This window comes from Kitasatospora sp. NBC_01287 (assembly GCF_026340565.1).
Lineage (GTDB): Bacteria > Actinomycetota > Actinomycetes > Streptomycetales > Streptomycetaceae > Kitasatospora.
The window spans coordinates 1,352,146-1,366,688 of sequence record NZ_JAPEPB010000001.1 but is presented as its reverse complement, the minus strand read 5'-3'; the positions used below and the strand labels follow the sequence as shown (position 1 = coordinate 1,366,688).

The following is a 14,543-nucleotide window of genomic DNA, read 5'->3' as shown; positions in this document are numbered from 1 at the left end:
GCACGGGCCTACAGCCAGCGGTCGAACCAGGTGCGGATGCGCCGGAGGGCGTCGAGTTGATGGGCGCGCTCGTAGAGCCCGTGGCCCTCCCGGGGGTAGACGACGAACTCGTGCTCGACGCCGAAGTGGCGCAGCGCGCGATGGAAGTGGACCACCTGGCCGAGCGGGACGTTGGTGTCCTCCTCGCCGTGCAGGATCAGGAGCGGGGTGCGGATCCGGGACGCGTAGGAGATCGGGCTGTTCCGGTCGTGGACGTGCGGTCCCGGCCCGTCCCAGCCGGTGCTGCCGCCGAGCACCGCGTCCATGGCGCCCCAGTCGCCGGTCCCGGCCTGCATGCCCCAGTCGCTGATGCCGGCGCCCATCACGGCGGCCTTGAAGCGCTCGGTCCGGCCGATGGCCCAGGCCGCCGTGAAACCGCCGTGGCTCCAGCCGGAGATGCCCAGGCGTTCGGGATCGGCGACTCCCTCGGCGACCAGCAGGTCGATCCCGGTGAGGATGTCGGTCCACTCGTCACCGCCCACCGCGCCCGCCACCACGGCGGCGAACTCATGGCCGTGGCCCGACCCGCCCCGGGGGTTGGCCAGGAAGACCGCGTATCCGGCGGTCGCCAGCCACTGGCCGCAGTCGACCACGGTGAGCGCGAACTCGTCGGCGTGGCGGAAGTAGGGGCCGCCGTGGACCAGGGTGACGAGCGGGAACGGACCCTGGTCCCGGGTCCGGCCGGCCGGCAGGATCAGCAGGCCGTCCAACTCGAGTCCGTCGGAGGCCTGGTAGCTGAGCCGTTCCTGGACACCCCAGCGGATCCCGCGCAGTTCGGGACTGGTGTCGCTGAGCCTGAGCAGCGGCCCGCCGGTGGGTCCCGCGTGGACGTTCCTGGGCTCGTACGCGGTGCTCGCCAGCACGGCGAGGGTCTCTCCGGAGCGACTCGCGGTGAGCCCGGCGAGCGTGCCGGGCGCGCGGGACAGCCGGTGGAACCGTAGCGACTGCGGATCGAGCCGGTGCAGCGCGGTGTCCAGCCCGTCGGCGAACAGCGCCAGTGGCGGGCCGTCGGCGACCTGCACCAGCTCGGTGGGGCAGGCGGACAGGCCGGCCGTGAGATTGCGCTCTTCGACGGTCGGGCCGGTCGCGGGCGGGACCGTGTCGATCACGGCGAGCGCGCCGACCAGGTGCCCGGGGGTCACCGCCAGGTGGGCCAGATGCCAGGCACCGTCGTGCTGCCACCAGACCGGGGAGTGGGCCTCGAACCCGACCGGGCCCAGGTCCTGGACGGCTCCCGTCTCCGGGGCGACCAGATGCAGTCCCGCCGCCGTGACGCCCGGGTCGATCTCGGGGGTGGCCCAACTCAGCACGGCCAGCGGGCCGCCGTCCGGGCGCTGGGCCACCTCCACGACATGGCGGTCCCCGAGGCCGTCCACGGTGCGGACCGCGCCGGTCGCCAGGTCGAGCAGGCGCAGCCGGGTGACCGGGAGGTGCCGGCCCCAGACCTTCGCGTCGTCGCCTTCGGCCTCCCGGCGTTCGTCCTCCGCGGTGGGCTCGTCCTCGGCGAGCAGCGCGACGGTGCGGCCGTCGGCGAGCGGGTAGTGGTCGCCGATGCCACCGCGCCAGCTGGTCAGGGACTCTGCCTCGGCGATGCCCTCGATGCCCTCGCTGCCGTCCAGGAGGATCCGCTGGAGTTGAGCGGTGCCCTGCTCCTCGCGGTCGGAGGTGAAGAACAGAGAGGCCGAGTCCGGCGCCCACTTCGGGGCGGCGTCGTGGGCCGTGCCGTCGGTCAGCCGGCGCGGGGCCGTGCTGCCATCGGCGGCGGCGATCAGGACCGAGCTGTGCGCGCGTCCGTCCCCTCCGCCGGTCGCGACCACGCCGTAGGCGACCAGGCGGCCGTCCGGTGAGATGGCCGGCGCCACGGGGGCGGCCGCGTCCACCACCAGTTCCGCGGTGAGGAGGTCGGTCGACCCGGGAGCCGGTTGCGGTGCGGGGTGCGGCATGCGGACTGCCTTTCACTCGCCAGTACGACAGGCGGACATCGTGTCGCACTGACGGGCCTGTGTCAGTCGGGTTTCGGAGATGGCCTTCCTGCACCGGCGAGTTGGGGTGTGAGTGGCCTGCGGGCGGCGTTCCCGCTCCTGGACGCCACGGGAAACCACTGGCGGTGGTGAGGCCTGGCCGGGGAAGCTCCCACCGTGACACTTCATGACAACGAGATCCAGGTGGACGAGGCGCTCGTCCGGACGCTCCTGCGCGAGCAGCGACCGCATTGGGCGGACCTGCCGATCTCGCCGGCCGGCGCGGGGACGGACAACACGATGTACCGGCTCGGCGAACACCTACTCGTACGGCTGCCGCGCACCCCGGACAACGCGCAGGCCGTCCGGAAGGAGCAGACCTGGCTGCCGCGGCTGGCCCCGCATCTTCCCTGCCGCATCCCCGAGCCGGTGCACAGCGGCACGCCGAGCGCCGCGTTCCCGCTCGCCTGGTCGGTGTACCACTGGATCGACGGCGACGAAGCGGGCCCGGAGTCGGTCACCGACTGGTCCGCCTTCGGTGCCGACCTGGCGTCGGTCGTGCGGAGCCTGCACACCGCCCCCCTGATGGGAGCCACCCGCGAGGGCGAGCTCAGCTGGTACCGCGGGGGCGGCCTGCGAGCGTGCGAGCGGTGGATCGGCGAGTGCTTCGACGCCTGCCGCACGCTCCAGGGCCTCGACCTCGACCTCGCCCGGCTGCGCGACCTGTGGCAGAGCGCGCTCGCCCTGCCCGAGCCGTCCGGCCCTCACGTGTGGCTGCACGGTGACCTCAAACCCACCAACCTGCTGGTCCAGCAGGGGAAGCTGCACGCGGTCATCGACTTCGGCGCCCTCTCGGTCGGCCTCCCCGACGCCGAGCACTCAACCCTCTGGGACTTCCCGCCCGCGGCCCGACAGGCGTACCGGGACGCGCTGGGCCTCGATGACATGACGTGGCTGCGCGCCCGGGCGTGGGCCATCGCGGTCGGGGTCAGCGGGGTGTCGTACTACTGGGACACCTACCCCGCCTTCGTCAGGGAGTGCCTGGCGCGGCTGCGCTCGATCCTGGCGGCCGCCGACGAGTCAGCAGCCGGCAGCCGGGCAACCTGACGGGCGATATTCGGCTGCCAGTTGATCAGCGCCCTGCTTGGATGGGCGGCATGAACAGCACTCACTCCATAGACACCCCTTGGGGCATGTCGGTGTTCGGCGCGGCCAGCGTGGACGCCTCGCCGGATCTGGCCCGCCTGCGGGTCGCGATCACCCAGACCAGGCCGCAGGCGGGCGAGGCCTTCGAGGTCACCCGCACCGGGGTCAACCAGATCCGCGAGGTGCTGCGGGGACACCGGGTCCCGGACGCGGCCGTCTCGACCTCTCGGCTCAACCTGGAGTCCTCGTGGTCCTACCGGGGCAACGACCGTGAGTTCCTGGGCTATGAGTGCACGGCCTCCTTCGTGATCGAGCTGCGCGAGTTGGAGGACCTGGAGACCGTGTTGGTCGACGTCGTCGAGGCCGGGGCGAACCAGGTCGACGGCGTCGAGTTCGACGTGAGCACGAAGAAGGAGCTCCGCGCCCAGGCCCGCGTCGGCGCGGTGGCCGCTGCCCGGGAGAAGGCTGCGCTGTACGCGGAGGCCGCCGGCGTGCGGCTCGGCCCGGTCGTCCACATCACGGACGTGGACTCGGAGCAACTGCAGAACAGGTACCGCGGCCACGGCCGCGGCAGTGGTGGCGGGTCCGGCGACGGCGACCTGGCCCCCGGCCAGATCACCGTCTCGGCGGGCGTGCTCCTGGGGTTCTCGCTGATCGAGGGCTGACGGCTGACCGTGCGCCGCACGCCGGCGGGCCGGGCCGCTGGCGTCAGCTCGCCCCGGCCGCGAAGCCGCGGTCCTCGATGACCGGGAACGCCCGCTCGGTGGCCACGACCCAGGCGTCGACTGCTTCGGGGGAGCTGCGGAGAGCACCGATCAGCTGCTCGACGATGTCGAGCTTCGACGGCCCGACGTTCAGCCGCAGCTGCTCGATCGTCACCTCCTGATACCCCATGAGAAGCTGCCACCAGAACCGCATGAGGTAGCGGCACTCCTGCTGCTCCCTGTCGTCCGCGAGCCGGTCGTGGACCACCCGCTGGACACGCTGTCGTTGGGCGTCGTCGCGGAAGCCCGTGCGGAGGTTCGTCAAGGTCACGCCGGGACGGTACCAACCAGGCCCAGCGGGAGGCCTCCCATTTTCCACTCAACAGGGCTGACCGGAGCGACAGTCGGGCGCAGCTCAGGAGCCGGCCGACAGGCTCCCGTCGCGCAGGCCGGTGAGGAAGGCCTGCCAGGCGGCGGGGGCAAAGGCCAGGGCGGGTCCATCGGGGCACTTCGAGTCGCGTACGGGGACGGCGCAGGGGATGCCGTCGGCGACCTCGACGCAGTTGCCCTGGTCGCCACTGAACGTGCTCTTCCGCCACCGGGCGTGACGCAAACTCATGTCACAGTGTTCTGTGTGCATCATTCAAGCTCCTTTGCCACCTCTGTGATCAACCGTCCTGATGTACCCGGTCTGCGCACGCAACGTGACAGCCCTCGGCATACCGAGGGCTGTCACGCTCACCCGGGGGCTCAGCAGTCGGCAGCCAGGCCCTCGGTGTGCACGCAGGCCACGAACGTCTGCCAGGCGCCGGTCGGGAAGGCCAGCGCGGGCCCCTCCGGGTCCTTCGAGTCGCGGACGGCCATGCCTCCGGCGACGAGGTGCCCGGTCTCCACACAGTCGTTCGCCTGAGCGCTGTAGCTGCTCTTGTACCAGCCCCGAGCGGTGATCTCCGGCACGGTCATGTGCTGACACCTCTTGTCTGTTCTAGTTCTCACGATTCTGCCGCGATGGCGGCGATCATATCCCGCGATCGCGCAGGGTTCAGGGCCGAGGACCTCAAGTAGTCGAAGGCGAGCCCGTATCCATCCAATTCGCTCTCGTTCTCCAGATAGTGGCTACTCGTCAAGGTCTCAAGGAACACCGCACCGGGCATGGGTGAGTCACTGAACCCGAACATGACGAACGCGCCGCATGCGCCGGCGGTTGCTCCGACTTCGAGTGGAACAACTTGGAGCGTGACGTTCGGCAGCTCAGCCACCTCGGTGAGATGAGTGAGCTGGGTCCGGTGTGCTGCCTCGCCGCCGACAGGGCAGCGGAGGGCAGGCTCCCAGATGATCGCCCAGAAGCGGGCAGGGTCGGCCTTGTTCAGGACTTCCTTCCGTTCCATCCGAATTCTGACCAGTTGCTCGACCCGTTCCTTGCGCACGGCAGCGGGGTTGGCCTCCAGTAGCGCGCGAGTGTAGCCCTCGGTCTGCAACAGGCCCGGGATCACCATGGGCTGCCAGGTCCGGATGTAGCGTGCATCGTTTTCGAGGCCGAGGAAGTCCGCATAGGCAGGCGGCACTGTATCGCCGTAGTCGTGCCACCAGCCGCGCTTCTTGCCGTCCCGAGCCAACTGTTCGAGAGCGTCCCGCGCGTGAGGCTCAGTGATGCCGTACAGGTCGAGCAGGACGCTCAGATCAAGGCGACGGATCCCCGAAGCGCCCGTCTCTATCCGGCTGATCTTCGCGCGGGAACACTTCAGCACGCCCGCAGCATCCTCGGTGGACTTGCCGGATGCATCTCGAAGTCGGCGAAGCTCCGCGCCCAAGCGGCGGCCCCGCACGGTTGGCCGTGATTCCTCGGTCATCGATCCTCCTGTGACGGGCTCAGTCTGCCCTTTTGCGGCCCCGCTGAGCCAGCAGGCAGACAAATCTGCATCGTTGCAACTCATTCGCTTGCGAGTCGCACCGATTCAGTATCACACTACGGGGAGTGGATACATCCACGACAGACCGTGATCATGACGGTTCGTCACCGGGCATCCCCATGTCCGCGTCCGCCCGTCGCCCGGGGGTGCTCGTCTCGCGCCCTCGTTCTCCAAGAGCCATGCCGTGACAGGAGCTTCGCCATGCCCGAAACGCCCGCCCGCCCGCCTTCCCGCCCCTCCGTGCCCGCCTCGCCCGCCGCGCGCGAGCACTGCTGGCTGCCGTGCAGCGAGCGTTCGCCGGCCTTGGCCCGCCGTCTGCTCCGGGAGTTCCTGCTGAAGGTGCGCGGGGGTGAACTCTTCGCGGAGAACGGCGCGCTGGTGGTCAGTGAGCTGGTCACCAACGCGCTCCAGCACGGCACCAGACGCGGTCAGCTGATCAAGCTCGGCCTGGAGGCGGACGGCGAACTGCTCTGTGTCTGGGTGGAGGACGCCTCCGACCAGGCGCCGCAGCTCTGCGTCGCGACCGAGGGGGAGCGCGGGCGCGGCCTCCTGCTGGTCGACAAGCTGTCCCAGCGCTGGGGCTGGGGTGCGCGCGACGGCATCGGCAAGCGCGTCTGGTCGGTCATCGAGCCCGCCCCGGCGGGAGTCCGGCCATGACGGAGGACCACGCCGCAGGCCCCTTCCTGGTGGAGCTGACCGGAGTCGCGCCCCCGCCGTCTTCCCGCGCCTGGTCGACGCGCTGGCCGCCACCTGGGAGGCGATGAAGCTCCTGCCGCTCGACAACGCGCACCGCTGCGCGTTCGAACTGATCCTCGCCCGTCCGCGATCCGAGCGGTACATGCTCGAACGCCTGGCGCAGGACGGTGCGGTGGCCCTGACCTTCACCCTCTCCGACGGCCCCCACCTGCTGAAGCTCGCCCCGAACGCCCCGAGGGCGCCCGGCTGTGCACCGGCCGTGGACAGCATGACCGGTAAGGACTAGACCACTCCCGAGCCCAGGGGCCAGACCATGGTCGAGGTGATCTGCTCATCGGTCGGGTCGACGCCGCCGGCGTGCGTGACGGGGTCAGCAGGATCAGCTTGTTCAGCCGCTCGGGGTAGACGGCCGCGTACATGAGCCCGAGGTCACCGGACCGTGAATGCGCCAGCAACTCCATTGTTTCCGACGTGCCTGAGCGGCGAGGTCAAGGCGATGATCGGCGCGGCGAGCAGACCGAGGCAGGCGAGTGCGATGGACCCCCGCAGGCCGACCCGGGTCGAGGCGAAGCCGCCGGCGAGAGCCCCGACCGGCATAACTGCGACACTCACCCAACGGTGCGCGGCGATGACACGAGAGCGAAGACCGTCCGGTGAGGCGATCTGCCGCAGCGATCGCGACGTCACCGAGTAGCAGACGGAGAAGAAGATAGCGATGAACTGTGCTGCGACCGCGATTAGCTTGCCGGCGAATCCGGGGTGAAGCAGGAGGACTACGGCTTCGGCCGGCCCTCCTGCCAGCACGGCCGTGAGCAGCAGGCGGTCGGTGCCGAGCCACTTGTGCAGACGCCCCGCCAGCATGGAGCCGATGATCCCGCCGACGGCAGCGACACCGAGCACCAGGCCGACGGTCTGCGCCGACCAGTCCAACACCCTTACGTAGAAGACCATGAGGATGGCCTGGATCCACGCGAGGAAACCGTTGTCGACACCGTTGATCGCCATCAGGGTGCGCAGGACCGGGTTGCGGACCACGAACCGAAGCCCTTCGAGGATCTGCTGGCGCAGTCTCGTCCTCTCGCCGGCCACGACGATCGACGGCTCGGTCGACCGGATCCTGAACAGGGTCACGGCGCTGAACACGCTCCCGAATGCTGCCAGGCCGACCGTCGGCGGTCCCCCGAGCGCCGTCATGAGAAAGCCGGCCGCCGTCGGTCCCGCCATGGTCGCGACCGACTCGCTGAGGGCCATTCTGGAGTTCGCCTCGATCAAGTGTGAGTCTTCGACCAGGAACGGGATCAGTGACTGGTCGGCCACCTGAGAAACGATCGCGAAGCTGGTCGAGGTGAGTCCGACCAGGCACAGCACGAGAATTGAGAGTGCATGTAGCCACCACAACAGTGGCAGCAAACCCAATGAAACAGCCTGAGCGAGGTTGGCCCACAGCATCGCCTCCCGCTTGGGCAGCCGGTCCACGATCGCCCCGACCGGCAGGGTGAGGAGAACGGCGGGTACCAGGGAGATGGCCGACACCACGGACGCCTCGAACCCGGACGCGTGCAGGGACAGCACTGCGATCAAGGGCATGGTGATCGGAGTCACCGCCGCGCAGAACAAGGCGACCGATTGCCCGGCGTAGTACGACCGAAAGCTAGCGTCGCGCAGGATCGAGTCTTGGGCGAGGAGCGCCACGTGATGTCTTCTCCGATCGAGCAGTATGGAGGTGGTGTCGGCCCCGGGGTCATCGCTGGTCGCCTCGGTCTGGAGCGGCGCCTCGGGACGACCGAAGCGCACGGCATTCGTTCGGGCGTGGCTCCGGAGATCGACATCCGCCCGTCGAGCTCGACCGCGAGGCCGCGCCCGTTCGACGACATGATTGCGATGAGGGCCCGTCCTCGCGGCGGTCCTGCAGGAGGTCGCGATCCGCTTCACCGAAGAGTATGAATTGGCCTCCAGGCGGGTCGCACCCTCAGGACCGGTCGTTCGGTCGGAGCTGAACCGAGCGGCCACGCCGGACAGTACGGAACCGGAGAACCTGGCGAGCGCTACCCGGCACTGGTTCATCGCACTCAGCAGCGGACCGATCGCCTCGTGCTCAGGAATCAGTTTCGGGTCGTCGGACCAGTAGGCGAAGGACTCGTTGGGATCCGGACGGTCCGGCGTCGCGGAGTGCTGGCGTCCGCACGGGCGGAAGCCGTAGTGGAAGTCCGGGCACGCGTGCCCGAGCTTCGCCTTCCCGTCGAGGGCGAAGAACCGGGCCGCCCCTGAGCGCAACACCAGTGCGCCGTCTGGTCGTCACCGGTCAACACGTCGAAGCCGGACGTTCGCTGTTCGGCGGTCGTGTCAGGCCCGGCTGCACCGGCGGTGGCCAGATGAGACCGCGTCATTCATTCATCTCCGTATGGGAATAATGGCAGGTCAGACAGGTCAGACAGGTCATCCGACGGCGACGCCGTGTTCGCGGAACCACGCGTCCAGCGTTAGCTTGGTCATGGACTTCACCCACCGCAAGCCGTTTTATGACGAGCAGACAGTTCATCCCGAACTCGCCGCCAGGGAACCAACGGGGCCGGGTCGCGCTCCCACCCACCGACCAGGCCGGCGCCTCACCGCGGGGAGCTCGGCCCCGATTTCAGCGTCGAACGCCCGCGTTCCCGTGGCCGCCCCGTGTCACTGAACCCCAGCAGTCGGCCCCGGTCAGACTCAGAGCACCCAGGGCACGCCGGCCGGCACCCGCCGGTCGGCCTCCCCGAACGGTGCGAGCCCTAAGGGCCGTAAGGACTAGACCACTCCCGAGCCCAGGGGCCAGACTTCCGTCATGGGCGACACAACGGCTCCACCTGGGCGTGACGAGGTCCTGGCCCGCTGCCTGGCGGGCCTCGGCGGTGGCGGTGGCGGGGGAGTGCTGCTGACCGGGCCGGCCGGGATCGGCAGGTCGGCGGTGCTGGACGCGGTGCAGGGGGAGGCGGAGCGGGCCGGGGCTCTGGTGCTGCGCAGCAACTCGGCGGCGTGCGAGGCGGGGCTGCCGCAGTTGGCGCTGTACGACCTGTTCGCCGCCGCGCTCGCCGAACGGGACGAGCGGGACGCGTGGGAGCCCGACTCCACCGCCCTCGCGCCCCACCTGCGGGCCGCGCTCGACGCGGCGCTGCTGCGGGCGCCCGCCGGTGACGGCGCCGCCGGGCAACTGGCGCTGCGGCTCGCGGTGCTGGAACTGCTGCGCGCGCTCGCGGTGAGCAGACCGGTGCTGCTGGTGCTGGACGACGCGCACTGCCTGGACCCGGCGAGCGCGCAGGTGCTCGCCTTCGTGGCGCGGCGGCTGGCGGGGCAGCGGGTGGCGGTGCTGGCCGCCGAGCGGCTCGCGGACGGCGCGGAGCCCGGCTGCCTGGACCTGCTCCCCGGGCCGGTGACCGAGGTCGCGCTCGATCCGCTGCCGCCCGCCGTCATCGGGGAGTTGCTGAGCGCGCGGGGCGGGCTGGCCCCGGGGGATCCGGTGGTCGAGCGGATCGCGGCGGCCAGCGGCGGCAATCCCGGCTTCGCGCTCGCCCTGGCGCGCACGGCCCGCCGCTCGTGCGCCCCGCCCGGCGCGGACGAACCGCTGCCGGTGCCGCGCGGCCTGCGTGAGCTGTTCGCCGCCCAGCTGGCCGCGCTCACACCCGAGTTGCTGGCCGAGCTGCTGCCGGCGGCCACCGCGCGCCCGGTGCCGCGCTGGCCCGCCGGGGAGGCGCTGGGCCAGGCGTTCGCGGCGGGCCTGCTCACCCGCACCCCTGGGGGCGAGCCCCGCTTCGCCCACCCGCTGCTGCGCGAACTCGTCTACGCCGACGCCACCGGCGCCCAGCGCCGCCAGTGCCACGCCGCCCTCGCCGAGCAGTTGGACGATCCGCTGGAGAAGGCCAGGCACCGCGCCCTGGCCACCCCCGGGCCCGATCCCGCCCTCGCCGCCGAGCTCGCCGCCGCCGCCGAGCTGGCCGTCGACCGCGGGGCGCCCGCGCAGGCCGCCGAGCTGGCCCGGCTGGCCGCCGAACGCACCGACCACGACCCGCAGTTGGCCGCCGACCGACTGCTGACCGCCGCCCGGCACGCGCGCGACGCGGGCCGGGCCGACCAGGCCCGCCGGACCTGCGACGCCGTGCTGCGCGGCGCGAACCGGGCCGCCCGGGTCGGCGCCCGGCTGCTGCTGGTCGAGCTGGCGGGCGGCGACCGCTCCGGCGTCCCCGCGCTGCTGGACGCCGCGCAGGCCGAGGCCGGTGACACCCCGGGCCTGCGCGCCGCCGTCCAACTGCACCGCGCCGAGCACGCGATCAGCACCGGGCGGCCCGACCAGGGGCTGGCCGAGCTGGCCGAGGCCGCCCGCCAGGCCGAGCGCAGCGGCGACCTGGCCCAGCAGCTGGAGGTGATCGCGGTGCGCGCCCCGATCGAACTGCAGTTGCGGCCCGAGTGGGTGCTGCCCTCGCTGCGCCACGCCACCGAGCTGGCCGCCCGGCGCCCGGCCGCCGCGCCGCGGGCCGCCTCGATCCAGATCCGCTGCTGCCTGGTGGTGGGGCTGCTGCGCGCGGGCGCGGTCGGCGAGGCGATCGAGGAGGTCAACCAGCTGCGCGCGGACGTCGAGAGCGCCGGGCGCCTCAAGGACCTGGCCGACGTGCTGCACCTGGTCGCCTCCACCCATGAGCGCGCCGGGCGCTGCGTCCAGGCCTACCAGGCGGGCCGCCGCGGTGGCCGGCTGCGCCGCGAGCTGGGCCCGACCCCGGCCCCGGGCCTGGTGCTGAGCGCCGCCGCCGAGCTCAACGGCGGCACCGCGCAGCGCGCCACCGAGTTGGCGACCTCGGCGCTGCTGGCCGCCGAGGCGGCCGGTGACGCCGAGTGGACCGCCTACGCGCTGGGCCTGCTCGGCCGCGCCGACCTGCTGGGCCGGCGCCACCAGCGGGCGGCCGAGCATCTGGGCCGCTGCCGCACGCTGCTGCGCGGGCTGGGCTTCACCGACCCGGCGCTCTTCCTGGTGGACGCCGACCTGGTCGAGGCGCTGGCCTGGTCCGGAGCCCTGGCGCCGGCCTGGCAGCTGCTGCGCGAGGCGGGCGCCGAGGTGGACCGGCTGGACCGGCGGGTGCTGCGGCTGGGCCTGGCCCGCGCCCGCGCGGTGCTCGCCGCGCGCGACGGCGACCCGCGCGGCGCCGCCGACGAGCTGCGCGCCCAGCTGCCGGCCAGCCACCCCTACCCGCTGGAGCGCGCCCGCGCCCTGCTGACCCTGGGCGACCTCGAACGCCGGGCGCGCCGCCGCGCCGCGGCCCGCGCGGACCTGCGGGCCGCCGCCGAGGCCTTCGCCGCCGCGCAGTGCCTGCCCTGGCTGGCCCACACCGAGGAGCGGCTGGCCCGGCTGGACGGACTCGACGGCGCCGACGGGCCGGGCCCGGCGCTGAGCGAGCTGGAGCGTCAGATCGTCGCGCTGGTCCGGCAGGGAGCCACCAACCGGCAGGTCGCGGCCGCGCTGCACGTGTCGGTGAAGTCGGTCGAGGGCAGCCTCACCCGGCTCTACCGGCGGTTCGGCGTGCGCGACCGCGCCGGGCTGACGGCTTGTCCGTCGGCCGGGTGAGGGCGGCTGGGCCGGAGACCGGAAAGTCCTGGCGGGGCACGGTCAAGGGTCCCCCCTCGGGTGAGCAAGTCAAGGGCAAGGGTGGCACTTTGACTTCGATTCATTGACCCGCCCCAGGGGGCCGACTACGTTTTGCGCTCGACGCGGGATGCGCAACCCCCACCCCAGCCGACCGCGTCACGCACACCATCCTTCGATGCCCCGACCACGTCCGGGGCCCGGTTCGCCGTGCCCCGGTACCGACTCGGCGGCGCGGGATGCGCTCGCGGGCGACCCCGTCCACGAGCCTCGTCCGCCCCCACACCAAAGGGCGAATTCCGCAAAGGAGTCCGCATGGACAACCGTCCTCCGGAGCACCATCGTCCGGACCACGGCCGTCCCGACCACGACCGCCCGGCACGCCGGCGCCGGTCCAGGTCCAGGTCCAGGTCCGCGACGCTGGCCCCGCTCTCCGTCCTCGGCCTGCTGGTCGCCTCGCTCAGCACGGCCTTCACGGGCACCGCGACCGCGGCCCCGGCCCTGACGGTCGCCGGCTCGAACGGGATCACCGTGGCGCGCTCCTGCGCCGTGCCGACCCACCCGGGCGAGCTGGCCTGCATGGCGCTCAAGCGCACCGACATCCAGGAGAAGGCGCTCTCCCCGCAGGCGACCCCCTCCGGCTACGGCCCCACCGACCTGACCAGCGCCTACAACCTGCCGTCCGGCGGCTCGGGCCAGACCGTCGGGATCGTCGACGCGCAGGACGACCCGAACGCCGAGTCGGACCTGGCCGCCTACCGCTCGCAGTACGGGCTGCCCGCCTGCACCACGGCCAACGGCTGCTTCAAGAAGATCAACGAGAACGGCGGCACCAGCTACCCGACGCCCGACACCGGTTGGGCCGGCGAGATCTCGCTCGACGTCGACATGGTCAGCGCGGTCTGCCCGAACTGCCACATCCTGCTGGTCGAGGCCAGCTCGGCGAACGTGTCCGACCTGGGCGCCGCGGTCAACCAGGCCGTCGCGCAGGGCGCCAAGTTCGTCTCCAACAGCTACGGCGGCGACGAGGACTCCTCGGTCACCTCCTCCGACGCGTCCTACTTCAACCACCCGGGCGTGGCCATCACGGCCAGCGCCGGCGACTCCGACTACGGCGCCGAGTACCCGGCGACCTCCCAGTACGTGACGGCGGTCGGTGGCACGGCACTCAGCCGCGCCTCCAACAGCCGCGGCTGGACCGAGCGGGTCTGGGACACCAGCTCCACCGAGGGCACCGGCTCCGGCTGCTCGGCCTACATCGCCAAGCCCTCCTGGCAGCACGACACCGGGTGCGGGAACCGGATGGAGACGGACGTCTCCGCGGTGGCGGACCCGGCGACCGGCGTCTCGGTCTACCAGACCTACGGCGGCAGCGGCTGGTCCGTCTACGGCGGCACCAGCGCGGCCTCCCCGATCATCGCCTCGGTCTGGGCCCTGGCCGGCGCGCCGAACGCGGGCGACCGGGCGAGCCAGTACCCGTACAACCACACCAGCAGCTTCAACGACGTCACCTCGGGCAACAACGGCTCCTGCTCGGTCTCCTACTACTGCACCGCCGGGACCGGCTACGACGGTCCGACGGGCTGGGGCACGCCGAACGGGACCAGCGGCTTCACCGCGGGGACGGTCGGCGAGAGCGTCACGGTGAGCAACCCGGGCAGCCAGAGCGCGACCGTGGGCCAGGCGGTCTCGCTGCAGCTCTCGGCGAGCGACTCGGCCGGCAAGGCGCTGACCTACTCGGCGACCGGTCTGCCGGCGGGCCTGTCGATCAGCTCCTCGGGCCTGATCAGCGGCACCCCGACCGCGGCGGGCAGCAGCACCTCGACGGTGATCGCGAGTTCGGGCACCGCCTCGGGCAGCGCCGGCTTCAGCTGGACGGTGACCGCCGCCGGCGCCGAGACGATCACCTTCCGGGCGCCGGGCAACCAGTCCGGGGTGGTCGGCACCGCGGCGTCGCTGCAGGTGAGCGCGAGCGACTCGGCCGGCAACGCGCTGACCTACTCGGCGAGCGGCCTGCCGGCGGGTCTGTCGATCAGCTCCTCGGGCCTGATCAGCGGGACGCCGAGCGCGGCGGGGACCTCGACGGTGACGGTCACCGCGAGTTCGGGCACCGCCTCCGGCAGCACCGGCTTCAGCTGGACCATCACCGCCGGTGGCGGCGGCGGTTGCGCGGGCCTGGCGGCCTGGAGCGCCGGTACCTCCTACGTCCCGGGGAACCAGGTGTCGTACAACGGCCACAAGTGGCTCTCCACCTGGTACTCCACCGGTGCCGCCCCGGGGGCGCCGGCTTCCTGGTCGGTCTGGACGGATCAGGGCTCCTGCTGACCGACCCCGGCAGGGCATAGCAGGGGAGCGGTGACCCTGCCGGAGGGCGCGGACCGCGATGGTTTGGGGATCATCGCGGTCCGCGCCGCTTTTCGCTCACCGGTCGGTCGTTCAGCTGCCCAGGCGCTCAGGCGCTCAGGCGCTCAGGCGCCCAGGCGTT

Annotated in this window: 12 protein-coding genes; 6 read left to right on the top strand and 6 right to left on the bottom strand. The window is 72.1% G+C overall.

Annotated elements, in window-relative coordinates; genetic code table 11:
• Positions 1-8 precede the first annotated feature (8 nt).
• Positions 9-1,982, bottom strand: a complete 1,974-nt coding sequence (locus tag OG455_RS05540; RefSeq protein ID WP_266290790.1) for a S9 family peptidase — start codon at positions 1,980-1,982, stop codon at positions 9-11.
• A 195-nt stretch (positions 1,983-2,177) separates the two neighbouring features.
• Here OG455_RS05540 and OG455_RS05535 point away from each other — a divergent pair, with 195 nt between their 5' ends.
• Both OG455_RS05535 and OG455_RS05530 read left to right on the top strand, forming a co-directional pair.
• Positions 2,178-3,107, top strand: coding sequence for an aminoglycoside phosphotransferase family protein (locus OG455_RS05535; RefSeq protein ID WP_266290788.1), 930 nt, complete (start codon positions 2,178-2,180; stop codon positions 3,105-3,107).
• A gap of 50 nt (positions 3,108-3,157) precedes the next feature.
• A complete protein-coding gene (locus OG455_RS05530) occupies positions 3,158-3,811 on the top strand; it encodes an SIMPL domain-containing protein (protein WP_266290786.1) in 654 nt (217 codons plus the stop codon).
• Between the two features lie 43 nt (positions 3,812-3,854).
• Here OG455_RS05530 and OG455_RS05525 read toward each other — a convergent pair whose 3' ends face one another.
• The 4 genes from OG455_RS05525 to OG455_RS05510 all read right to left on the bottom strand — a co-directional run bounded on the left by OG455_RS05525 (position 3,855) and on the right by OG455_RS05510 (position 5,700).
• Positions 3,855-4,181, bottom strand: coding sequence for a hypothetical protein (locus OG455_RS05525; RefSeq protein ID WP_266290784.1), 327 nt, complete (start codon positions 4,179-4,181; stop codon positions 3,855-3,857).
• A gap of 84 nt (positions 4,182-4,265) precedes the next feature.
• Entirely contained in the window at positions 4,266-4,490 is a 225-nt protein-coding gene (locus tag OG455_RS05520) for a DUF397 domain-containing protein (protein WP_266300669.1), read from the bottom strand.
• Positions 4,491-4,600: 110 nt separating this feature from the next.
• Entirely contained in the window at positions 4,601-4,813 is a 213-nt protein-coding gene (locus tag OG455_RS05515; RefSeq protein ID WP_266290782.1) for a DUF397 domain-containing protein, read from the bottom strand.
• A gap of 29 nt (positions 4,814-4,842) precedes the next feature.
• Positions 4,843-5,700: a helix-turn-helix transcriptional regulator gene (locus OG455_RS05510; RefSeq protein WP_266290780.1), complete on the bottom strand. Its 858-nt coding sequence runs from the start codon at positions 5,698-5,700 to the stop codon at positions 4,843-4,845.
• Positions 5,701-5,961: 261 nt separating this feature from the next.
• Here OG455_RS05510 and OG455_RS05505 point away from each other — a divergent pair, with 261 nt between their 5' ends.
• Together OG455_RS05505 and OG455_RS05500 are read left to right on the top strand one after the other, a co-directional pair.
• Positions 5,962-6,417, top strand: a complete 456-nt coding sequence (locus OG455_RS05505; protein ID WP_266290778.1) for an ATP-binding protein — start codon at positions 5,962-5,964, stop codon at positions 6,415-6,417.
• Between the two features lie 103 nt (positions 6,418-6,520).
• Positions 6,521-6,742 carry a hypothetical protein gene (locus OG455_RS05500; RefSeq protein WP_266290776.1) on the top strand — a complete coding sequence of 74 codons (222 nt, stop codon included), beginning with the start codon at positions 6,521-6,523 and terminating at the stop codon, positions 6,740-6,742.
• A gap of 143 nt (positions 6,743-6,885) precedes the next feature.
• Here OG455_RS05500 and OG455_RS05495 read toward each other — a convergent pair whose 3' ends face one another.
• Positions 6,886-8,733 (bottom strand): MFS transporter, encoded by a 1,848-nt coding sequence (locus OG455_RS05495; RefSeq protein ID WP_266290774.1) that lies wholly within the window; start codon positions 8,731-8,733, stop codon positions 6,886-6,888.
• Positions 8,734-9,274: 541 nt separating this feature from the next.
• Between OG455_RS05495 and OG455_RS05490 the strand changes: the two genes are divergently transcribed.
• Together OG455_RS05490 and OG455_RS05485 are read left to right on the top strand one after the other, a co-directional pair.
• Complete coding sequence (locus tag OG455_RS05490; protein ID WP_266290772.1) at positions 9,275-12,040, top strand: LuxR family transcriptional regulator; 2,766 nt, start codon at positions 9,275-9,277, stop codon at positions 12,038-12,040.
• A 333-nt stretch (positions 12,041-12,373) separates the two neighbouring features.
• Complete coding sequence (locus OG455_RS05485) at positions 12,374-14,383, top strand: putative Ig domain-containing protein (protein WP_266290770.1); 2,010 nt, start codon at positions 12,374-12,376, stop codon at positions 14,381-14,383.
• The last annotated feature ends 160 nt before the right edge of the window (positions 14,384-14,543 follow it).